Annotated in this window: 18 protein-coding genes and 1 pseudogene; 9 read left to right on the top strand and 10 right to left on the bottom strand. The window is 55.3% G+C overall.

Annotated elements, in window-relative coordinates:
• Positions 1-26 precede the first annotated feature (26 nt).
• Entirely contained in the window at positions 27-944 is a 918-nt protein-coding gene (locus tag AC2FJB_RS12130) for an endonuclease/exonuclease/phosphatase family protein (RefSeq protein ID WP_496719031.1), read from the bottom strand.
• Between the two features lie 562 nt (positions 945-1,506).
• On the opposite strand from AC2FJB_RS12130, the gene AC2FJB_RS12125 reads away from it, so the two are divergent.
• A complete protein-coding gene (locus AC2FJB_RS12125; RefSeq protein ID WP_496719032.1) occupies positions 1,507-2,442 on the top strand; it encodes a S41 family peptidase in 936 nt (311 codons plus the stop codon).
• Positions 2,443-2,593: 151 nt separating this feature from the next.
• Here AC2FJB_RS12125 and AC2FJB_RS12120 read toward each other — a convergent pair whose 3' ends face one another.
• The 3 genes from AC2FJB_RS12120 to AC2FJB_RS12110 all read right to left on the bottom strand — a co-directional run bounded on the left by AC2FJB_RS12120 (position 2,594) and on the right by AC2FJB_RS12110 (position 5,959).
• A complete protein-coding gene (locus tag AC2FJB_RS12120; protein WP_496719033.1) occupies positions 2,594-3,616 on the bottom strand; it encodes an aspartate-semialdehyde dehydrogenase in 1,023 nt (340 codons plus the stop codon).
• A 101-nt stretch (positions 3,617-3,717) separates the two neighbouring features.
• Entirely contained in the window at positions 3,718-4,767 is a 1,050-nt protein-coding gene (locus AC2FJB_RS12115) for a glycosyltransferase family 4 protein (RefSeq protein WP_496719034.1), read from the bottom strand.
• Between the two features lie 19 nt (positions 4,768-4,786).
• Positions 4,787-5,959: an MFS transporter gene (locus AC2FJB_RS12110; protein WP_496719035.1), complete on the bottom strand. Its 1,173-nt coding sequence runs from the start codon at positions 5,957-5,959 to the stop codon at positions 4,787-4,789.
• Positions 5,960-6,100: 141 nt separating this feature from the next.
• Between AC2FJB_RS12110 and AC2FJB_RS12105 the strand changes: the two genes are divergently transcribed.
• Positions 6,101-7,243, top strand: a complete 1,143-nt coding sequence (locus AC2FJB_RS12105) for a DUF3095 domain-containing protein (protein WP_496719036.1) — start codon at positions 6,101-6,103, stop codon at positions 7,241-7,243.
• 4 nt (positions 7,244-7,247) lie between these two features.
• Here AC2FJB_RS12105 and AC2FJB_RS12100 read toward each other — a convergent pair whose 3' ends face one another.
• On the bottom strand, positions 7,248-8,018 hold the full coding sequence (locus AC2FJB_RS12100; protein WP_496719037.1) for an aldolase/citrate lyase family protein: 771 nt from the start codon (positions 8,016-8,018) through the stop codon (positions 7,248-7,250).
• Positions 8,019-8,250: 232 nt separating this feature from the next.
• Between AC2FJB_RS12100 and hpaR the strand changes: the two genes are divergently transcribed.
• A complete protein-coding gene (gene hpaR / locus AC2FJB_RS12095) occupies positions 8,251-8,685 on the top strand; it encodes a homoprotocatechuate degradation operon regulator HpaR (RefSeq protein WP_299643324.1) in 435 nt (144 codons plus the stop codon).
• A gap of 218 nt (positions 8,686-8,903) precedes the next feature.
• Here hpaR and AC2FJB_RS12090 read toward each other — a convergent pair.
• A pseudogene (locus AC2FJB_RS12090) lies at positions 8,904-9,267 on the bottom strand (transposase).
• 328 nt (positions 9,268-9,595) lie between these two features.
• On the bottom strand, positions 9,596-10,690 hold the full coding sequence (locus AC2FJB_RS12085; protein ID WP_496719038.1) for a tyrosine-type recombinase/integrase: 1,095 nt from the start codon (positions 10,688-10,690) through the stop codon (positions 9,596-9,598).
• Positions 10,691-11,057: 367 nt separating this feature from the next.
• On the opposite strand from AC2FJB_RS12085, the gene AC2FJB_RS12080 reads away from it, so the two are divergent.
• From AC2FJB_RS12080 to AC2FJB_RS12055, 6 genes are all read left to right on the top strand, one after another.
• Positions 11,058-11,480, top strand: a complete 423-nt coding sequence (locus AC2FJB_RS12080; RefSeq protein ID WP_496719039.1) for a helix-turn-helix domain-containing protein — start codon at positions 11,058-11,060, stop codon at positions 11,478-11,480.
• A 345-nt stretch (positions 11,481-11,825) separates the two neighbouring features.
• Positions 11,826-15,851: an NACHT domain-containing antiphage protein EruA gene (gene eruA, locus AC2FJB_RS12075; protein ID WP_496719040.1), complete on the top strand. Its 4,026-nt coding sequence runs from the start codon at positions 11,826-11,828 to the stop codon at positions 15,849-15,851.
• Between the two features lie 125 nt (positions 15,852-15,976).
• Positions 15,977-17,077 carry an ATP-binding protein gene (locus AC2FJB_RS12070; RefSeq protein WP_496719041.1) on the top strand — a complete coding sequence of 367 codons (1,101 nt, stop codon included), beginning with the start codon at positions 15,977-15,979 and terminating at the stop codon, positions 17,075-17,077.
• 160 nt (positions 17,078-17,237) lie between these two features.
• On the top strand, positions 17,238-17,519 hold the full coding sequence (locus AC2FJB_RS12065; RefSeq protein WP_496719042.1) for a type II toxin-antitoxin system RelE/ParE family toxin: 282 nt from the start codon (positions 17,238-17,240) through the stop codon (positions 17,517-17,519).
• Positions 17,520-17,531: 12 nt separating this feature from the next.
• Entirely contained in the window at positions 17,532-17,822 is a 291-nt protein-coding gene (locus tag AC2FJB_RS12060; RefSeq protein ID WP_496719043.1) for a HigA family addiction module antitoxin, read from the top strand.
• 144 nt (positions 17,823-17,966) lie between these two features.
• The gene (locus tag AC2FJB_RS12055; protein WP_496719044.1) at positions 17,967-19,544 is read left to right on the top strand and encodes a hypothetical protein; all 1,578 of its coding nucleotides are present in this window, start codon (positions 17,967-17,969) and stop codon (positions 19,542-19,544) included.
• 15 nt (positions 19,545-19,559) lie between these two features.
• Here AC2FJB_RS12055 and AC2FJB_RS12050 read toward each other — a convergent pair whose 3' ends face one another.
• The 3 genes from AC2FJB_RS12050 to AC2FJB_RS12040 are packed head-to-tail and all read right to left on the bottom strand — an operon-like array spanning position 19,560 to position 22,419.
• Positions 19,560-21,113, bottom strand: coding sequence for a relaxase/mobilization nuclease domain-containing protein (locus tag AC2FJB_RS12050; RefSeq protein WP_496719045.1), 1,554 nt, complete (start codon positions 21,111-21,113; stop codon positions 19,560-19,562).
• A complete protein-coding gene (locus tag AC2FJB_RS12045) occupies positions 21,107-21,580 on the bottom strand; it encodes a plasmid mobilization protein (RefSeq protein WP_496719046.1) in 474 nt (157 codons plus the stop codon). The genes AC2FJB_RS12050 and AC2FJB_RS12045 overlap by 7 nt, the downstream gene beginning before the upstream one ends.
• The gene (locus tag AC2FJB_RS12040) at positions 21,577-22,419 is read right to left on the bottom strand and encodes a hypothetical protein (protein ID WP_496818384.1); all 843 of its coding nucleotides are present in this window, start codon (positions 22,417-22,419) and stop codon (positions 21,577-21,579) included. Before AC2FJB_RS12040 ends, AC2FJB_RS12045 begins: the two co-directional genes overlap by 4 nt.
• Positions 22,420-22,544 lie beyond the last annotated feature (125 nt).

Genomic DNA, 22,544 nt, shown 5'->3' with positions numbered 1-22,544 from the left:
ATGCGGCAATGTGCTTGACGGAAATCCTAGCCCAGTTGAAACCGGGCAAGCTTTCCCAGGTGATCGGATCCCATGAAGGGGCGCAGCTCAACCGTTCCTGTTGTTCCTTTGGGGAACAAAAGGTTGTCTATCGGCAATGGGATTTTCCAACTGCCGAGGTTGTGAGTGTTAAGGACGGTTCCAAAACTCTGATTGTTTGCGGCCGCTCCGATCCGTCTGACGCTTTCGCCCCAGGGCACCATGTTGAAATCTCCGGCAATCAGAACCGGTCCTTCAAGTTGGCTGATGCGGTCGGCAATCACCTTGCTTTGCCTGGACTGGTCGTAAGGAAATGGCCAGTTCAGATGAACCGATACGACCCAGACCAAATCACCGCCGGGGGCTTTGACCTGTAACCCCACAAGCCCATAACCTTGCAGACAGAATTCGGAGTTCTCGACAATCGGCAAGGTCGTCAGGATGGCGACGTTTTGTTCAGGGCGGAATTCACAGACCGCCTTTTCGGGGTAATGCTCGAACAGATTGCTCATGTACTTGCGATTGTGGCTGGATACTTCCTGCAACGTCACGATCTGTGCATTTGACTCAATGATGTCTTCGGCCAGTGAATACCGGGGCCAGGCTTTGCTCATGAGATTCTTCTGGTACAGCGTCAAGCAGGAGCCGTTGCAATCGTCCGAGGGCGCGGCAACGCTGGCTGCGATGGATCCAATGGCCGCCCCCGCAAAGACCAAGGTGGTCAAAGCAAGAAATCTGGCGCGCATGAATAGAAGTATCACGGCGCAGGGCAGGAGCAGAACACCAGCCTGAGGACGGAGCAGAGCGATTGAATCTCCCACGGCAAAGACCTGCCCCGTAAAGCCGATGACGACCAGTGCCATCAGAACGCATGTGCATCCGATGGTCAGGGACTTGGCAATCCTGCGTTTGGTCGAAATGTGCATTCCCTGCCTCTTCCGCCTTGCACGGAATACTGTTTGTAATCGGGCTTGTCGCATCCGCTCCGCCACGAACAAGGTTCAGTTTTTAGGTGGCAAGCGCGTTGGGTTTTGTCAACAGGTTGGCGACCTTCACCGCGTGCTAGACTGTGCGGCTGCACTGGTTTCTTTTGAGGTTTGACGGGTGCGGTTGAAATACGTGGAGGTGAAGTTTGACTGGCAGACAAGAAAGAGAGCGAATCCGTTTTAGTTGTTGAAAGTCCTCTGTGGGCCCAATCTGGACATTGACGAGCGGCTATGCGCACCGTGAAACATGTCACTCGCGGAAGACCTGAAACAAATTTTGGAAACTGTGCTGCCAACCGATCCCAGCTTTGGGAAGATCGAAAAGGCCGTGATAGACAGCTGTATTGGTGAAACCCGGCGATACGCCTTGGATGGCTCCATCGAAGCCTTCCTGATGTCAGCGATGCGTCTATTGGCACTTCCCGATAATGGGCACACACGGCTGATCCCGAACGATGCGATCGAGGTGCTGCCGCTGAGGTTCGTGAGCGTAGGGTGTTCCGTGCAATTCATCGGCGCGGCACCAGAGATAACTGCACCACGAGGAGAGCTGATAGCGGTCAATGGCGCAGATTTGAGCCATATTGAAGCTACCGCTGAGCAGTTTCTAGCGGGAAGGCGACAAAGGAAACGGGTTATCGGACCGATTTTTTTGGCTTGGCCGTACGCTTTGGCACGTTTGGGTTTTTCGTCAAGCGGAGGAACGACCGAGTATCGTCTGCGGGACGAAAATGGACAGATAACGAATCTGAAAGTGGCCAATGAACATACCGTTCCTGGATCTGTGCTATACCCGAGAAACGAGCACGGCAAGGATGATCCAACCTGGCAGCCCGAGGCTTTTGTGGAGATAAAGGACTGGCAAGACCTTGGGCTATCAATAGCGTTACCAAGCTTCTTTGATTCGAACGAAAGTGCGCTGCTTGCAGCCATCTCAGCCGCAGTGGAACGCGTGCGCGCCTGTTCGAACAAACCGCTCTTGATTGACGTTCGCGGAAACACGGGGGGCGACTTTCTTCTAACGATGCCCTTGATCGACGCGATCTCGGAAAGCGCAAACAAGCAGGTTGTCGTGCTTGTCGATAAATTCACGTTTTCCGCAGCAATCGTGTTTGTAGCCATCCTCAAACATCGATTGGGAAACAGGCTCAAACTCATTGGGGAGGAGATGGGCGATGGCTTGACGTTCTTTGCAGAGGGCGGGTTGCTCGATTTGCCGGCCAGCAAAGCCGTCGTTCGATACTCATCAGCCTTTCACGATTGGAAGAACGGAACGACTGACGAAACCACCCCGCCCGAAGTTGCGCGGGAAGTCGTGCCTGTAGGAGCACTGAATTTGGATTTGGAATGGGTCCAAGGGCCTGCAGTTGAGAATGCACACGGCGAGTTCCATCAACGCGTTCTCAAGAGCATGAGCCATTGGATAAACGACCGTTAAATTCGCACGGCGGTCGTCCAAATTGCCTTCCAATACTGCGCATTGGCGAATGCCAAGTTTTCCCCGCAAACTTGGCACTGACAAATAATCAAAAACCCGCTGAACAATCAGCGGGTTTTCTGGTTTTCAACCTTTGGCGAAAATCGGGATGTCAGCCCTTTTTCAGGACCTCGCGGCCCAGAAGTTCCGCGATCTGCACGGCGTTCAGGGCGGCGCCCTTGCGCAGGTTGTCGCTGACGCACCACAGGTTCAGACCGTTTTCGATGGTCGAATCCTGGCGGATACGGCTGATGAACGTGGCGAAATCGCCCGCGCATTCGATCGGTGAGACGTAGCCACCCGCTTCGCGTTTGTCGATCACCATGATACCCGGTGCTTCGCGCAGGATGTCGCGGGCTTCGTCTTCGTCCAGAAACTCTTCGAATTCGATGTTCACGGCCTCGGAATGGCCGACAAAAACGGGAACGCGGACGCAGGTGGCCGTGACCTTGATCGACGGGTCGACGATCTTTTTGGTTTCCACAACCATCTTCCACTCTTCCTTGGTCGAGCCGTCTTCCATGAAGACGTCGATCTGCGGGATGACGTTGAAGGCGATCTGCTTCTGGAATTTCTTCGGCGGCACGTCCGTCGTCGGGTTGTAAATCGCCTTGGTCTGATCCCAAAGCTCGTCCATGCCTTCTTTACCGGCGCCAGACACCGACTGATAGGTCGACACGACCACGCGCTTGATCTTGGCGCGGTCATGCAGCGGCTTTAGCGCCACCACCATCTGCGCAGTCGAGCAGTTCGGGTTGGCGATGATGTTTTTGTTCTTGTAGTCGTGGATCGCCGCGGGGTTACATTCCGGCACGATCAGCGGAATGGCCGGGTCATAGCGATACAGCGACGAGTTATCGATCACCACACAGCCAGCCGCCGCTGCCTTGGGGGCGTAGGTCTTGGTTGCGTCCGAGCCGATGGCGAACAATGCCATGTCCCAGCCGGTGAAGTCGAAGGTGTCGATGTCCTGGGTCGTCAGTGTCTTGTCGCCAAAGCTCACCTCGGTCCCCAGCGAACGACGGCTTGCCAGAGCGGCAAGTTCATCGACCGGGAACTGGCGTTCCGCCAGGATGTTCAGCATTTCGCGGCCCACGTTACCCGTGGCGCCGGCGACAACGACGCGATAGCCCATTGCATGTCTCCAATGTTAAGGACGCGCGTTCATAGCCGCGTTGCAGCGAAGAAAAAAGGGCTATCACGGGAGAATTGGCCGAATTGACGTCGATTTTAACCCTAATGCGCGTTTTCACCTGTGTTCAGCAAAGAACGATAGACACGCACGATGGCTTCCGCTTCGCCTTCGATTCGAAAATGCTGCTCTACACGCTGTCTTGCGGCCTGACCGGATTGCACAAGCTTGTCCGGATCACTCAACATCTGTTCCAGTGCTTCGGCCAGTGCCCCGGCGTTATTCTTTTCGATCAAGCGGCCTGTCTCCCCGTCCTCGATTTGGGCGCTGAACGCCCCAACCCCGCGGCAGGCGATTGCAGGCACGCCGGAGGCCATCGCCTCAAGCGGTGTGAGGCCGAACCCTTCGTGACGGGCCGGGGCCACAAACAGGTCAAGGGCGCGGTAGGTTTGAACGATTTCCTCCCAAGGACGCTCGCCCAGAAAGTGCACCCGTTCCGATAGCCCGGCAGCGTTGAGCTTGGCTTCCTGTTCCTGTTGGAACGATTCAAATTCTTTGGTGGCGCGCCCGGTAAAGACTATGCTGGCGTCGGGATGGTTTGGCAGAACCTCAATCGCCGCATCCACCAAGAGGTCGACACCCTTCTGAAGTCGAATACGCCCGAAACACCCGATCAAAGTCCCATCAGGCAACCCCAGTTTCTTTCGCAGCAGCGATTTGTCCTCGGCCGGGTGAAACAGTTCGGTATTCACACCATGCATTATGACAGTCGCGGGATGTTCAAGAAACGATGCCGCTTCCGGAGTTGTGGCGATCAGGGCGTCCATCTTCGAGATCAGCCATTTCGTGAACCCGGAGTGATTTCGCTGCGCAGCCGATGTAAACAGCAGTTTCAGATTACGCCGCAGCACGTGTTTCAAAAACAGGCCCATCAGCATTTCGGTATTGCGCCGCGCATGCCACACCCGGGGCGTCCTGTTCGAAAGGAATGGAACTTTGATCAATCGGATGTGGGGCAGATCATCCGGCAGGCCGGGTCCTGTGGCAACGATCCCGATCATATGCTTCTGGATCGGCAACAGGCGGATGACGGTTGTTGTGACACCGGAGAGGCTGTGTTTCAGGTTCGGCGCGATAACCTCGATTTCCTGCACGGCTTGCTCCGCAATTGCTTTAATCCACACTATCCCGGCTGAATAGATAAATCACGCAACCGATGGCAAGGGTTACGGCAAAAAACGCGAAAATTGCTGTGTAAGGCGCGGTTGTCCCGTTCTCGGCGGTGGCGGCATGAACGCGCCCGGTGACAAATTGGGCAATGCCGACACCTCCGATTCCGAAGAGATTCAACAAGGTCACACCACGACCCACCAGATGTGGCGGGACGAAGGCCCGTCCATGGGCCATGATGACCGGAAAGCTGGCCCCGGCAAAACCGATGACGGCCAACAGCAGAACGGACAGCCATGTGGCATAGTCAATCCACACGCAAAGCAGGGTCAGTGCCACTGCACCCAGCACGTTGCCTGCTAAGATAACCCACTTCCTGGTGCCAAAAACGCGATCCAGCGGCCCGTAGACAAAGGTACCGACAATCATCGCCGACCCCATAACCAGTGTCGCGGTGCCGATCTGTGTAGTGCTGAGCCCGAAGACATCGTTCAGATACGGCCCAGCCCACAGCCCGCGCAGGGCGGCAGAGGGCGCATATGCCACTAGCATCAAAGGCATGATCAGCCACAGTGCAGGTTCTTTCAACAGGTCCAGCAGCGTACCCTTGTGTTCCGTTCCAACCTTCGCGGGATCGCGTACGCTCAGCCAAATACCAAAAGCAATCGCAGCAGATATCGCGGCCAGCCCAACCATCGTTGCGCGCCATCCGATCCATTCAACAGCAAGCGCAGTCGGATAGGAGGCCACAAGATTGCCTACCGAGCCGACACCCAGCATAACGGCGGCCAGCGTCGCGAACCGGGCCGGAGGATATTCGTGGGCAAAGATGAAATAAGATGCCATCAGAACCGGAGAGCATCCGACGCCGATCAGGCCCATGGCAACGCTGACATGCAAAGGTGAGGTCGCGACCGCAAAAATCGCGGATCCTCCTGCACCACCAACCAGAAGAAGCGCGGCTGCGGTCAGCCGCGGACCGACCTTGTCCAGCGCCCAGCCAACTGGAATTTGCATTGCTGCGAACACCAGGAACCAAAGGCCCGACGCAAAGGCCAGATCTTCGGGTGTGGCGCCGATGTCGCGTTCAAGATCCAGGCTGAGCACAGCCAGAAATGCACGGAAAAACTGGCTGAGCACATAGCCCAGGCACAAAACCACCAAACCCGCCTGCATAGCCCGCCTCTTTTCCGCTCATCCGAAGGGAATGCTTGGCACGCAATGATGCAACGCACAAGCATGTGTACTATGTTTCAGTAACAGGACTTGGGCCGCATTCCGGCTATCTTTGCCGGAAGTTTGATTTCGAGGGGGAAAATGAAAGACCTCCATTCTGCATTTTACGAAAACCTGCCCCTGTTGCGGGATTTCACCCGTCTGGCAGACCCGGCGAAGTTTTCTCCGGTGCCCGACGACTGGTTTCTGGGGGTCGCCGATATTGTCGATTCAACCGGGGAAATAGCGCGAGGGCGATACAAAACCGTCAACACCGTTGGGGCCGCCGTGATCTCGGCGATGATTAACGCGATGGACGGCAAGCTTTTTCCCTATGTCTTTGGCGGCGACGGAGCGGCGTTTGCGATTCCTCCCGGCGAAGTTGAAGCAGCTCGGGATACTCTTTCAGCCTTGCGGCGCTGGTCGGAAGAGGAGTTTTCCATGCCGTTGCGTGCGGCGCTGGTGTCGGTGGCAGAAATCCGAAAAGCAGGCAGGGACTTGCGTGTCGCCCGTTTTGCTCCGTCCTCCGGCGTGGATTATGCCATGTTTTCTGGCGGGGGATTGGCCTGGGCCGAGGCAGAGATGAAAGCGGGTCGTCATATGATCGCGCCTGCCGAACCGGGTGCGCAGCCGAACCTGACAGGCTTGTCGTGTAGATGGTCCAACAGCCCGGCGCGGCACGGTCAGATCGTTTCACTGGTCATTGAACCCACCGCGTCAGCAACTGAACGTGATTTTGCCGATCTTGCGCAATCGGTTCTGTCCGCGTCAGAAGAGCTGGAGCGCGCCGGACATCCGGTGCCGGAGAATGGTCCACCTATGAGGTGGCCGCCTCCTGGCCTTGACATTGATGCGCATGTTTCGCGCAACGGGCGGAATTTGATTTTGCACAAGCTCGTTCTTCTGGTTCAGAACCTGCTGATCGCGATACTCTTCAAGACCGGTAAAAAGCTGGGACAGTTTGAGCCTGAACACTACAGGATTATGGTCAGCAGCAATGCCGATTTCCGCAAGTTTGATGACGGTCTGAAGATGACATTGGATTGTGATACGGCCACTTTGCGACAGATCGAACAAATGCTGGAAGAAGCGCGCGGGCGCGGCAAAATCCGATACGGTTTGCACGTGCAGGACGAGGCGATGATGACGTGTTTCGTCCCGTCGGCCACACGGGACGATCATGTGCATTTCGTCGATGGTGCCTCGGGCGGATACGCCCAGGCCGCAGCGGCCATGTACCGTTGAACGGTTAGCCGGCTTTCCATCGCGCGGCGAGATCACGTGCCGTTTGCGCCAGCAGCATCACATCAATGCCAACTGCCAAAAACTGCGCGCCCATATCCAGATATGCCTGCCGGGCTTCGTCATTTGTCGCCAAAATGCCAGGCGCTTTGCCTGCGGCTTTGATCCGGGTCAGTGCATCGCCGATAACCTCTCGCACCTCGGGCGCCGCACTGTTGCCCTGATGGCCCATATCGGTCGACAGATCGGCAGGTCCGATGAATATGCCATCCACGCCGTCAACTTCCAGAATTTCGTCGAGAGCAGCCATTCCGGCGCGGGTTTCAACCTGTAACAACAAGCAAACCTCCTGATCTGCGGTCTGAATGTAGTTTCCGACCGATCCGTAAATCGTCGCCCGCGATGCCATCGCGCCCACACCGCGGACACCGGCAGGGGGATAGCGACAGGCCCGGACCAGCTCTCGCGCCTGCTCGGCGCTTTCCACTATCGGAACCAGCACGGTCTGAGCACCCGCATCCAGAACCATCTTGATCAGCCAGGTCTCACCCACGGGGACCCTCACAACCGCATGAGAGTCGCTTGCTGCAAGGGCTAGGAGCTGATCCCGGATTGACCGGATGTCGTTTGGGGCATGCTCTCCATCGATCACCAGCCAATCGAAACCTGCCGTTCCCATTATCTCGGCCGTGATGGATTCAGCAAAGCTCATCCAGCAACCAATCTGCGTTTTTCCCTTTAATAGAGCCTTTTTGAATGAGTTTCGTGGCGCAGTCATGCTGTATCCCTTTTTGCAAAGCCTTCGGTGCACGGTGACCGTGAAATTGGACGTTTCCACATCTTCTTCTGCGGTGCCGAATTGTCCAGTCTGAATGCGGCTGTGCGCCATGAGATTGAAGGTGGGGTTGGTGCATCTCTCATGGTTTTCTACGGTTCAGGGGTTTTTGTGTTTCAATTGGAAACCAAGGGTTCCCTTGCGTAAATCACGGATTTCGGTGATAATTTTTTTTATGACCGACGACCTCCCACTGACGTCGCGATCTTTGCCTATTGCGCTTTTGCGGGCGCGGGAAAAGGTTATGGGACCCATACGAGCAATGCTGGCCGACGCCGGTGTCACGGAACAGCAGTGGCGCGTGTTGCGGGTTTTGAACGAAGAAGGCCCGCAGGAACCGACGCATATTGCCGAACGCGCCTGTCTGCTATTGCCAAGCCTGACGCGTATATTGCAAAAATTGGAACACCGCGGCCTGATCTCCCGACGATGCCATCCCGCGGACCGTCGCCGCCAGATTGTCGAGATCAGTGAGCGCGGTGTTCAGATCATTCACGCCAATCTATCCGCCAGCATGGCGCAGGCGGAACGCATTCGTTCCCAGTTGGGGCCGGAAAAACACGAACTGTTGCTGGATCTATTGAATGAGCTGAAAGACCTCAAAACCTGACGTTGGTCGCGCACATCAGAATCTTGTGCAAGGACCCCGCCGGAGATTTTAGAGGGTATCTCAGACGGGGCGGCCAGACTCGGGTTTGGGTTAGGCCTGGCCTGAGGCCGGTTGCCTCACGCCTAGCCTGACGGTCCGGCCCGCGCATCGGAATATGTGACGAGCCTGATATGTGGCTCTGATTAGGGTCTTCTAGCCTTTGGGGGAAGGCCATGCACCTATGCTCTCCGAAACAGTCTTAGGGTCAGTATTCCTAACCAGCAGATGGCGATTGCCGCGAGTGCGATTGCTGAGATGAAGACCTTGAGACAACGGTCATAGCGTGTCGCCACGCGCCCCCAATCCCTGAGCCTGCCAAACATAATCTCGATGCGATTTGTATCTGCGCTTGTCGTACTTGACCGGCGTCTTGTGAGGCCCGTATTCGCCAGAGGCATCTCGCCAGCGCAAATCATTGCGATTGATGAAGATAATTCTACTCAACACACGCCGGTCATCAACGCTTCGCTTGCCATGAGACTTGGGAAAGAAAGGTTCAAGACGTGCCATCTGCGCATCGCTCAGCCAGAAAAGATCAGACATGTTCACCGCTCGTTTTCGAACCGTGAATCACAAGGCTAAGAGAAAACCAATGGGTCCTGAGCCTAGCCAAGAACAGGCAACTCAGCTTTTCTTGAGTCTGAACGCTCGAAAACGTGCGCTTGCAGGAAAAAACTCCAAACGTCAGGTAACGAATCTAAATTGCGAGCTTTTTGCGCCAGTTAACTGACAATTGTGGGAAAAAGCGTGGGGTAAATCCACCAAGAATGGTGATTACCCGTTTTAATTCAACGTGTTATCATTTAAGTATGGCGACCCCGGCAGGATTCGAACCTGCAACCTGCCCCTTAGGAGGGAACCGTTCATAGTGCTATTCCTTCTGTGATTTCTTGCTCTTGGGTGTTTGTACAGTGTTCGCCTGTACATGGTTTGTACGAAAACGGGCCCTGACATCGGCCTCATCCGTCTCTGCATGGGCGTAGATGCGCATGGGCAAATTGGGGTCAGACCAGCGGCCGGCCTTGGCTGCCGTGACGGGGTCTACACCTTGGCGCACGACTAACTCAGTGAAGAACCCGTGTCGTCCTGCTGGGTGGGCAGAAAGGTAAGGGATGCCCGCGCGCTTGCAGATTGTCTTCCAACGCGTGTTGTAGCCGGTCGAGCTGCCATAGCCGAACACACGCGGTTTCAAGAACTTGCCGGTCTTTCGGTTCTTTGGCCGCTTGGGCGGCAAGGCCAGCAACTCGTCCATCATCTGCGGCGAGACAGTGATCCAGCCTTCTGGATGGCCTTTCTGTGCTTTCACTCGGACTTTGTTCTCGGCGGGCCGCAGATCGTCGGGCTCTATCGAGACAGCTTGATCGATTCGCGCTGCCGTCTCAAACATGAACCGGACCAGCGCGGCATTATATGGATCAGCGGCGTTACAGAACGCCTCGATCCATTCCTTGTCGGCGGGCTTGCGCTCCACGCGGCTGTTTTTGCCGCGACGCTTGTCCTGAGCAATCCGTTCGAATTTGTCGTAGGGCTTCACTCGAATGAGTGGCGTACCTTCCAGCTCGTGCGCGTTGTTGATGACCGCACTCGCGGGCGTCACGATCTCGCGCCACCAAGTGTCGGTTGACGCCTTCGGCTTCAGTTTCGGCCCAAGACCCTTCAAGAGCGCACCAGATATGGCACCCAATGGCATGTCGCCAATCTCTTCAACAATTGGGATCAACTGCTTCGCGGTCTTAGGCGAGGCATTGTAGAGCATGATTGCATCGGAAAAGGTCTTGCTCGGCTCATCGCCAACAACATGGCGACGTATCTGAAGCTCGGTCTCTCGGTTTATCCAGTCCCGTGCGCCCGCTTCTGTAGATGCCTTAGTGCTTCGCCGGTATGGGCCTGCGATTGGTCTGCCGTTGTACTCGACCCAGCCCTTAGCCCAGTAGAAGCGACCCCTCTTGTAGATTTGGAGCGGCATGCCTGGCCTCCTTCGAATATCTTGTCGATTTGCGCGGGTGTGATCAGCATTGTCCGTCCGAGGCGATAGAATGCGCCGGTATCGTTTGCTCGCTCGCGCAGTGTGCGTTCGGATATGTCGATCCCCATGCCGGACATTACCTCGACCCATTGGGCAGGCGTCTTTCCAAGCCCCAGGATTTGCGAGCTGTCTGATTTGTCGGTCTCTGCCATTTCAGTCATCCTTGTCCACCTGAGTTGAATCGTGCGTACGCATGGAATCGCTTGTTTGGTACCTTCTGACGTGCTCAGATGGATTAAAGCGGAGATATGCGTCATTTTGTGCGATGTTTATACAAAATTGCGCTTTCGTCAATTAGGAAGTCTGAATGGCGCGAGAAGATGCTGACATGTTTGCGGAAGTAGGTGCACGCCTGGCCATCGCACGCAGCGAAATAGGCGTTTCTCAGGCCGCGATGGCGGAAGCGATCGGCGTCTCGCATCGGGCTTATCACAGCTATGAGAAGGGTAAGCGCGGCATCCCAGTCGAAGCGCTTATCAAGATGCACAGCCGATACGAGGTCGACGTTGCTTGGTTACTTCTAGGCACAAAGTCGATCCGCGTCGGTCACGACTTTGAAGCTTTGAAAAGGATCGAGACCTCACTTGATCAGTACCTGGAAGGCGCTGGCATCAAGGTCAAAAGTGAAAAACGTGGGGCCATTGTCGCGCGATGGTACCAGTCGCAAATCGAGGGGCGGGAAGTATCGGACGATGACGTTCACACTTGGATTGAACTCGTAAGGGAGTAGACAAATGCAAGAACCAAGCGATAACTGGAAGAAGCTGCGCCGAGCGTCGCTAGAGCGGGCACGACGTCTAACAGTAGAGCCTCTCGAAGCTCTGTTTACGATTCACGTGGCAGTTTGTCTCTACTATATTGTGGGTTGCCTTTGCCTTCATTTTTTCGATCAACGACCAACGTTTAGCGCACTTGAAGCTGTGCAGCTTCTTTCGGTTGCCGCCGCAGGTATCCTAGTTCCAGTGCTCACTGGTTCGGTGCTAACTCTGCATTTTGCTGATCGCAGGCTGAGACGATTGACGAACGGTTAGGCGTGCCACACCGCACGGCTAGACCGACATGAGACTTAACATCTTTGAGCGACAGCGAAAGAACAATGACGGTAACCAATATTGCCCGAAGGCTCAGTGGAGTAGATGCTGAAGGACAAATTTTTGAGCTGCCCCAAACTGATCTTTTGGGTCGGACCACTCCCATCGTGGTTTTGGGCGATGCTGGAATGGGAAAGACGACACTACTCGAAGAAATCGGACTAGAGGCTGGCTACAAATTTGTTCACGCAAGACGCCTGATCCGATCGACCAATCCCTTAAGACTCTTGGGTGACGCGACTACCTTCGTCATAGACGCACTAGATGAATTAGCTGTTCAAGCTGAAGGAGATGCTGTCGACGCTGTCCTAGCTTCTCTAGAAGAATCAGGGTTTCCCAACTTCATTCTTTCATGCCGAGTGGCTGATTGGAGAAGCGCCACGAGCGTGCAAGCTATGGGGGACGCCTATGGCAATGATCCACTGGAGCTATTTCTGGAACCAATCTCTAGAGACGATGCCCGTAGTCTGTTGTCGAAGGATATGGAAGGTGACCGCGCCGAGACTGTTCTCACCCACTTTGAGGAAAACGGTCTTGAAGGGCTGTTTGGCAACCCTCAAACGCTGAAGCTGATTAGAGCGGTCGCAAACAGTGAAGAACTGCCCACCTCGAAAGCGGCGCTGTTCCGACTTGCAGTGGCGAATTTGTGGGCCGAGCACAGTCAACAAAAACCGAATGCCTCGCTATCCAGGTTAAGTGAAAACGAAGCTCTTGATGCTGCTGGGGCTGCATTTTCTTCTCTCATTCTAACTGGCAAGAGAGCAGTTTCCAGATCACCTGTTCCGGCGATGGACCAAGATGATCTTTCTGTGACGGAAGTGGGTATGCTGGCATCACGGCAAGCTCTTGATGCGGTCCTAGGCAGTCGGTTGCTCACAAGCAACGTTGAGGGCGACCCAGATAGGTTCAGCTACACGCACAGGAGCGTTGGCGAGTTCCTCGCGGCTCGTTGGCTTGCGCAAAAGGCGGATACTGACAGAAAACGACGACGCCTGCTTAAGCTGTTTCATGGATATGGGCTTGTTCCCGCTAGTCTGAGAGGTGTGCACGCATGGCTTGCCCAAGACGCTCGCCTGGCCACGCATGTTATTGCTGCCGATCCAATGGGAGTGGTGGAGTATAGCGACACTGATGACTTTTCGGATTCTCAGTCGCGTGCTCTTTTGGAAGCCCTCTTCGACCTAGGTGACCGGGACCCCAGGTACTATGACTTTGACAAGACACACTCATTGAAAGGTATTGCGAAGACATCTCTTCACAAAGAAATCAGAGACTTAGTTGTATCTAGGTCAACGCCATTCTTTCTAAGAGCAATGCTCTTGCATTCGGTTTCTGGGTCCCCCGTTGCGCCTTTGCTCTCTAGAACCCTCAAAGACATGGTGCTTGATCCAAATGTGACGTTCCACGAACGACGAATAGCTGGTGATGCACTGTCCGATTTGTCACAAGATGAGATTGACTGGGCTCAGATGCTCGCAGATCTTCACAGTCTAGCGGATGAAAATTCGCTACGACTCGCGGTGGAGTTACTTCCTGGTATCAGCTTCGCAGGTCCAACGGACACCCAAATCGTTGAGTTAATTGTAGCGTTTAGCGGGCTCAGCCTGTGTGCACTTCCTCACAAACCGCGACATAGGATCGGTGGGGTGCTGTGGGGTTTAGAGAAACGGCTTCCGGATGAACGGATCGAACCCGTTCTCGACATTTTGGCCGACTACCTGAGTGCCCTGCTCGGCAAAGACTTCGATCGTTTCGAGAACTCAGATGCCATCAACGTGGTCTATGCGCTAACCGAAAGACGCTTGGCGTTGGGTAATGTCGACCCGATGAAACTATGGAAGTGGCTGTCGTCTATTGGAGAATGTCGTGGCTTTCGAGACGACTCTCAGAAAGCAATCTCAAACTGGCTGAAAAACAACATTTATGCGAGACGAACAATTCAGCGTTTTGCATTGTTGGAAGAGGCTGGCTCCAAGACGGTCTGGATGCGGGGTTGGAGGCTCAGCGACAGACTAAACGGGCTGTACCCAGATGAAGGCGACATCATTGCCCTTCTGGAGTGTCTTGATCCTTTAGCCGAGGCCGAAGGAGACCGCTGGAAAGACCTCGTCCGCCTGTGTCCCCACGATGAAGAACGCGGAAAGAGCGTGCGCAAAGCAGCCATTCCGTTCGCGACCGATAGAGATGGCCAGGCGTTCCTCAAACAACTAGCCAACCCACAGGTTCCAGATTGGCAGATAGAGCAGGAAGATCGAGACCGAAAACGAAACGAGGAACAGCAGAAAACGTGGGCGGAGCACAGAGCCAACTTTCTCCAACACATCGACGATCTTCGCGGCGGGCGATATGGCGAAGTCGTTAATCCAGCTAAGGCGTACTTGAACCTTTTCTCGGACATGGGCGACGACGTGCCCGCCCATGAACGGATCGAGCAATGGTTGGGCCAGGAACTTCAAGCTGCTGCGTTCGAAGGCTTCGAAGCTTTTCTTTCGAATGAAAGATCAACGCCATCCGCTCAAGAAATTGCTACTTCCTACGCCGAAAGCAAGCGCTGGGACGCCGCATATATTTTCGTCGCTGCAGCTGCTGAGAGGGTTCGCAACAATAGGCCTTTTGATGATCTGTCTGACGAGAGGCTACTCGCTGTTCTTCTTGAAATTCGATTCACCCATATTTTGGATCATGCCAAAATCGACAAAGTTTCTGAAGTTGTGGAGCGAGAAATCAAGAACAGACCAGGGCTTTGGGAGAAGTTTTGGCGCTTGCGAGTGGAACCACAGTTGGAAGCCCAAAAGGAACACGTTGATGGGCTCTATGAGATTGCCCGTGACACGACTGGCGATGACATGGCGACCAACCTGGCGTGCGAATGGCTCGAGCGGTTTCCGAACATGTCGCATCGAGCAGAAACTGAGCTTATCGACTGTGTCATAGCAGCTGGCGATTTCAGGTTTTTGAAACAATATGTCGGCAAACGGAGAGCCAGCAATATCGACGATGATGAACGGCGCTCTGACTGGGACGCGGTTGCACTACTTGTCGACTATGAAGCTGTTCAAGAAGAGATTTTAAGCGCGCGACGTGATGACCGCGACTTCCTTTGGCACTTGCGATCTCGTTTCGGTCGACGACGAGATGAAGGTCAGCCGGTACCACTCTCTGCCGCGCAGCTTTCTTGGATCATACAATGCTTTCGAAAGCTGTGGCCGAACGTGCCTCATCCTAGCGGCGGAACAAGAGGCGACTCAAATCCTTGGGACGCAGCAGACTATCTGGGCACACTGATCAATCGACTTGGGGGCTTAACTTCGGAAGAAGCAGTTGAGGAACTGCGCGCGCTGTGTGACGCGCCTGATGACGGCTATACAAACTATCTGAAGAGGACCCTTGCAGAACAGGCGCAAAAGGTTGTCGAAGAAAACTATGTGCCTCCCAATCTTGCCGATCTCGAGTCAGTGCTCAACGACGGATCGCCGAAAACAATGGATCAACTTCAAGCAGTTGTGCTGGAAGAATTGCTCGAAGCACAACGCAAAATTCGGTCCCACCCGGTTGATTGGTACAAAGACTTTTTTAAGGACGACGTGCCCAAGGACGAAGAAGACTGCCGAGACACTCTCTTGAAGATGCTTGGGGACTATCCGTACGGAATTCTCTGTGAGCCAGAAGGCCATCTTGCCGATGACAAGCGCGCAGACATACGGTGCACAATTGAACGGCTGATGTTGCCTATTGAAGTCAAGGGGCAATGGCACAAGGACCTCTGGCACGCCGCGGACTCACAACTCGACAGGTTATACAGCAACGATTGGCGTGCCGAGCGCAAAGGTATCTACCTTGTGTTTTGGTTTGGCCCCGAAGTCCCGCAAAACAAGAAGCTAAAATCACCGACCGGTGGTGCGAAATCCCCAATTTCTGCCGATGAACTTAGAATTGCTCTCATCGAAAACAGCGACGTGGCCAAGAAAGGCGACGTCGAAGTCTTCGTTATGGACGTAACTAGGCCCTAGGCATTGTGATTGCTCGAGTCACTCAGAACACGCTACGGTCAAAACTGCATCACAGTGGTGTCGTTCTTCTTCGAGCTCTTCCCAGGGCTGGACGGACCTCCCTCCTGTCAGCTCTGGTCGCCGAAATGAACGATGGTTCAGCAGTGATTTCGGCTGAGGACCTTGTCTGCTTGTCGCATCAGGAAATCCAAACTGCATTCAGCGGGAAAACCCTATGTGTCGACGCAATAGAGGGCGCGCAAGTGGCAAGAGTAGGATCGATTATCCGGTCATGCGTCGAACAACAGCGTTCCGCGCCAAGGTTCATTCTGGTCGGCCGAAATGCAAAGACAGATCAATCACTTGGTAGTGCGCTGATTGGGATAATGACAGACCTAGAGCTTACGCCGATCCAAGTCATGGAACATTTGAACGATAGCAAACCGCTGATGACTACTCAGGGCCCGTCGAGCACCACGGCTCCGCAAGCCCAATCCACCAATGCGCCGGTGTGGAGCAAAGAAACCCTTTGGCTGCGCGGTGGTCTTCCCGAAAGTCTCAATGCAGATAGTGATGAGCAGAGCTTTGGCTGGAGATCGGATTACCTTGCTTCTCTGCTAAATCAAGATTTGAACTGTTGGGGCATCGATGCAAGCGATCGTCTTCCTGAGGTTTTTCAATATGTTGCTAACACCAACGGTGAGCAATTTGACGATGCGAACTGCGCTAACACTCTCTCCGTGAAAAGGGATAGTGTCAGAAAATCACTGAACCTACTCGAAAGAACAGGTCTACTACGACGCCTGCAGAACTGGCCAGCCGGAAGCAATCAAAGTCTCAACTCTATGCCCGTTTTCTACGTCAGAGATTGTGGTCTACTTCACGCAGCTCTTGGTATCCGGTCCATGGAAGACCTTAGAAGTCATGATGCGATAGGCCATAGCTGGGAAAGCTTCGCGATCGAAGCCATCGTTAATGCAGCATCGGGCAACGCTACGCCCGCATTCTATCGAGACAAGGAGCAGAATGAGATCGATCTCGTGCTTAGCTTCCACAGTGGACACACATTTGCGATTGAATTCAAAGTCAATGAAGCTGTCAAAGCAAAGAAAGGCTTTGGCATTGGCTGCAATAGGATTGGGGCGACGCACACCATGGTCGTTCATGCAGGTGAGGCCGATCATTCCCTAGATGGCGGCGTTTCAAGGCTAACTCTGGTTTCAGCTTTGCGATCGATACCACAGTGAAAGTTCGTTTTGGAATTTGCATGGCAAGGCTACTTCGTAGGACTTCGCGCTTTGCGCTTTCTGCCTCCAATGAAAACAGCGGTCGAAATTGCAGACTTAGTGGAACAAAGTAAATGTATCACACATTGACACATGTATCTCTTTGTGATACGCGCTGTCCATGATCCAAAGCACCAAGGGCAAACTCGCTGCCAGTGCCGTCAAAGGCAAATACGGCAAAGGCTTCCCAGCTGACTTGGTCAAGCGCACGCGGGCGATGCTTTCGGCGCTGGATGCTGCGGTGGTTGTTGAGGATTTGCGGTTCCCGCCCGGCAACCACCTTGAAGAACTGAAAGGGGATCGGGCTGGGCAACACTCCGTGCGGATTAACGGGCAATGGCGTATCTGCTTTGTCTGGACGCCGAACGGTCCTGCTGATGTCGAGATTGTGGACTACCATTGAGAGGATACGCTGATGAGCTTGTTTGAAGACCCGATGCACCCCGGTGAAGTCCTGAAGGAGCTTTACCTCGATCCCCTGGAGATGGGGGCCATCGCGTTTGCGCGGCGGCTGGGCGTACCTCGGACACGGATCGAACGGTTGATCAAGGGCACGACTGGGATCACGCCTGACACAGCGCTGCGGCTTGCTCGTGTATTCAACACGACCCCGGCCTACTGGGTGAACTTGCAGACGAACTACGACATGGCGCTGGCGGCGAAAGAGATCGATGTTTCCAACATCGAGCCGCTTGTTGCAGCCTAAGGAATTGCGACAGACCTAATATCAAATCAGCGCTAAACTGGCGGGCTGCTTCTGTAGACATAAGCGCTACAGAGGTTGTGGAAAGCTGTCTACGAAAACTCGCCACTTAGCCGATTGAAATTCGAATTTGGAAATTGATCTTAAATGAAGAAACCCGTTGGAATAGATGAGCGCCCAGAGCAGCTTCGCCCTCCAGTAGTCAAAGAAGTGGGTGTCACTGAAAGTGAAAGGTACTTGGCGAACCTCGCTGACAAGACCTTTTTGAACCTCTGGTCATACCCCAGTCCCTACAGGAACCAGAAAGTTGGCGGCAATGGCCGTGGTGACGGCAAAGAACTTTGCGACCTGCTAGTGGTGTGCGGTGATCACATAATCATTTTCTCAGAAAAAAGCATTGATTGGCCATCCGGAGAACTTTCTGTCGCGTGGGGTCGATGGGTCAAGCGCGCTGTATCAGCGGCAGCAAAACAAGCCAAAGGAGCGGAACGATGGATAACCGAGCACCCCGATCGGATTTTCCTAGATCGGAACTGCGAACACCCTTTCCCCATAGAGTTACCGTCGCCAAATGTCTGCAAATTTCATCATGTAATCGTCGCACGCGGTGCTTCAGATGCATTTAGAAAGCACCGAGAGGGCCATTCTGGCAGTCTCATGATCCAACCTAGTTTGAAAGGTGACATGAACTGGCCAAAGGACCCAAGCAAATCCGAACCGTTCGCTATAGGTGATGTAAGCCCCGAGGGCTCATTCGTACACGTTCTTGATGACGTCTCACTTGATATCATTTTGCAAGAACTGGATACGATTCGCGACTTCACAGACTACCTTGAAAAGAAAAAGGAGTTTGTACGATCTGGCCGCTTGAAGTTGGCCCATGGCGAAGAAAACTTGCTGGCCTACTATGCCATCAGGATCAACGACGCCGGTGACCACGATTTTGTCCTCGACGCCTCTGAACCCCCATTAACCATCGAACGAGATCATTACGCAAACTGGGTTTCTGATCCGCAGTACTTAGCAAAAAAGGAAGCGGACAAGATCTCATACGTCTGGGACAAATTCATAACATTGTTCACAGATCACATGCTCGGCGGCACCTCGATAACAATAGATGATCACACTTTCGAACTCACAAAAAATGAACTTGCGGTACGCCATATGGCGCTCGAGATGCGGTTCAGGAGGCGCAGCCATGGCGAAGCGATTATGGGAGCTCTCAAGCGAGGGATCACTGAAGATGCATTCTTTCGCATGATGCTTGCCCCAGAAGGGGCAAAAGACAACGAAACCGCCTTTTTCATCATGACCTTCAAATATCTGGACTGGATGGAGAAAAAAGGTGGGTATGAGCAGTATCGGCGTAAACGTACTGAGAGGGCGACAATCTATGCTCAGGGGGTTTTGGAGCGGTATCCGCATCTGAAACGGATTGTGGGCATATCTCGGGAGCCGCCTGAGCAAGGTCGTGGCGTATCTGAAGACCTAATTTACGCAGAGCAGAGCGATTGGACGACGGAAGATAGAAGGAGAATTAGAGAAAACTGCAAGGAACTTGGAATCTTGCAGAGCCCTCTGAAAATGCGACCGGTGGACGACGACGAGTACCCTGAGCTGACCCAAGTCGTCTTCACTCGTCCCAACTTAGCCGGGATGGAAGTGCCAAACAGGAAAGAGCGACGAAAGCAGGCTGCTAGACGCCGGAAACCGAAGCGAAGATGACCACAGCCATCGCCCTCAATGCCGCAACCCCCTTTCCGCATGCGCCTCTTGGCTGTCTAGCTGTCCCTCAATCTCTCGGCGGCGGCCTTCGCTAAGGTCAAGCTCTGCTGCAAGGTCTCGTCCAGCGTCTTGTAGCTCGCCTCGTCGTTCAGCAATCCGCTCAAGGCCTTCATGGATGCGGCCTGTGAACGAATGAGCAAGGTCACGCAGTCTTTCAAGCCAGCCAGCTCCTTCTCGATCCTGCCGGTCGAGCGTGTCTCCAAGGCGGTCAAATCCCTCGCGGAGGCCTCTGAGGCCGTCACCAACCGCTCGACGCAGGCGAGCAAGTCGCGTTCCAAGGCTGTCAGTTGGGTCATCTAATCCTCCTCGATCCGAATGCAGGTCACTTGTCGCCCGCTTATCGTGCAGGTGCGCAGGCGTGTCTTCGTCGGGTCCAGGATCAGCCAGGTCCCTTCGGGCCGTTCGATCCGTGTCAGGCCCATTTCCGTCAACTCCGAGCGTTTCAGATGCACCGTCCAGAAGAAGCTCGCGGCCATCATCGAGGCGATCCCCGTCAGCACCATCCCTGCGATCAGCCAGGGTGAGATCGTCAGCCAAAGGCGGATCGAGCTCAGCCGCGTCTCGAACAAGCTCGCTGTTTCGGTCTGAAAGCGGCGCGTATCGCTCGCGATGGTATGCTGCGCGGCGCCCACAATGTTCTTCAAATCGATCCTGAAGCTCTTGAGCTGGGATGAGATCGAGGCGACGTGTTCGGCTCTGATCGTGTCGAGCTCCGCGTTCAGCTTCTCGCTCAGCCGGGTCGGCTTGCCAGTCTTCATGGAAAATCTCTCCTTTCAGCCGCCAACGCTCTCCGGTCTCGGGATCACGGGCGGTGATGTAGGCCTTGCCGGTGCGTGGCAGGTCGAAGCCTGCCTCGGTCAGCGCGTCGACCATCGTCGTGCGGTCTGTAATCAGGCCCAAATCGATCTGGTCCTGTATCCAGGCGTGCAGCTCGTCGCGGCCTTGGGCGCGGGTTGGAGTCTCGATGGTGTCGCGGACCTCTTGGACGCGCTCCACGTCCATTGGATCGGCCCAACCGTGGCGTTGGTTCATCACGTCGCGCAGACTGTCATAGGCGTCCTGGTAGCCCGGCGGCGCGATGTTGAGGCTCTTGCCCGTGGTCAGCTCCAGGCGCGGCGTGCAGAAGTGAAGCTCGACCCGGCCTTCGTGGCGATGGCGGACCCAGAGCACCTCATATTGCTCAGGGTCCAGCCCCGCGAAGGCCAGCCGCTCGAACTGGTCCATGACTTCGGCCTGCTGGTCCTCGGTCGGATCGTCGCTGTCGGCAAAGCTGATCACGCCTGCACGGTAGGTCCACTGGTGGCGGCTAGAGTCGATAAGGGCCTCGGTGCGGTCTGGATTACCGCGCAACACCTCAGGCAGAGGGTCGCGGGTGACGGTCACTGGCTGGCCATTGGCATCGCGGATCAGGTCGCGATTGCCGTCATAGGCCAGCACGCGTTCCGCCACGAGGTAGCCCACCGGCCCCGCGCCCGCGCCTTTGCCGTTGGGGAAGAACTTGATCAGCACCGCCGCGCCTCATCGAGCAGCGCTGCAAGCTGGCGTTCGATCACCACAAGGCGGCGCGCAATGCTGAGCGTGTCGAGGTCGGTGCGGCCAACCTTCATGGCATGGTTCAGCCAGCGAGCGATTTGATTGAGGTTGCCGCCGATGCGCCCGACGGCCAGCACGAGCGCCGGATCGACGCGGGGCACAGGCTTGCGGCGGCGCGCCTCGGTCAGGCCAAGCGCCTCTCGCAGAAGCGTCGAGGCGGGTAGTCCAGCGGCCTCGGCCTTGGCGCGGAGCTGGGCCTTCTCCGACGCGGTGCAGCGGAAGACGAAGGTCTCGGTCAGCGGCTCTTTGGCGGGGGCTTTGCCCGCGCCGGTGGGGTTCGAAGGGGAGGCGTGCCGCCCCTCGCAAGGTCCCGTGTCATCGGCGCAGCCGTATGACATGGGTCGCCTTGCTGTTTGCGCTTCAGTGGGATCATTGGTGCTCATGATCTGAGGCCCGCCGCCTGGATTTGGTCTCGTGTCACCAGCCCTGCGGCCAAGAGCGCATCGATCTGGCCGGGGGTGATGTGGCGGCAAAGCGGATGGCGGTCAGTGACCCAGCCAGCCAAGCCCACAAGCATCTCGGCCTCCTTGTCCTTCGTCTCTTCGCGGTTCTTGGCGACCTCCTCAACGTAGGTGCGCCACCTCCCGGACTTGAACCAGTTGTCAGAGAAACAGACCTTCGAGCGAGTGAAACCAGCGCTCTCGCTCGCGTAGGCCTTCACGGCCTGCAGCAGGTCCTCGACCTCTGTCCCAGCGTTCAGGATGTCCATGATCCGACCGAGGCAGTCAGTCTTTCCGCGCAACCGGTCGGGCGGATAAGCGGCCAATATCTTCTCAGCTTCTTTATCCGCCGCCGCCCCAAGCTCGCGCGTATGTGGTTTATGGATGGTTTTAGGATGGTTTGGGGGCCGTGGTGGCCCCGGTACCCCGGCCACTGTGGCCCCCGTTCCGGGTCCAGTCTGGACGGGGTCCACTGTGGCCCCCGTCTCGATGTCGGGTTCGGCGGTGAGTTCCAGCGCCTCGATCCGGGCGAGATCGATCCGGTACACGACGGTGAATCCGTTTTTGCACCCGCGCGCGCCGGTCTCGACCAAAATGCCTTCCTTCAGGAAGTCCCGGATCGTCCGCTTGACGGTCGTCTCGCCCAGCTCGGTGTGCCGTTGGATCGTCCCCTTAGAGCACCAGATGCCCGACCCATCGTCAGAGGCCTTGTCCGCCAAGAACATGATGATCTGCTTGCGCGTCGCACTCCCGAACTTCCGTTCGGCGCAAGCATTCGCCACGCGCCAGCTCATTGGATGGCCTCAAAAGCCGCACGGACGTGCGAATTTTGTACAGGTTTTGTACGAGTTTTCGGTCGTTTTCGGAGAATTCGGCGGAAAACGAAACGGGCGTTTCTGCACGCTTC

The organism is Ruegeria sp. CDSC085 (genome assembly GCF_059610465.1).
The sequence above is the reverse complement of the archived record's forward strand: the minus strand, read 5'-3'. Positions and strand labels throughout refer to the sequence as shown.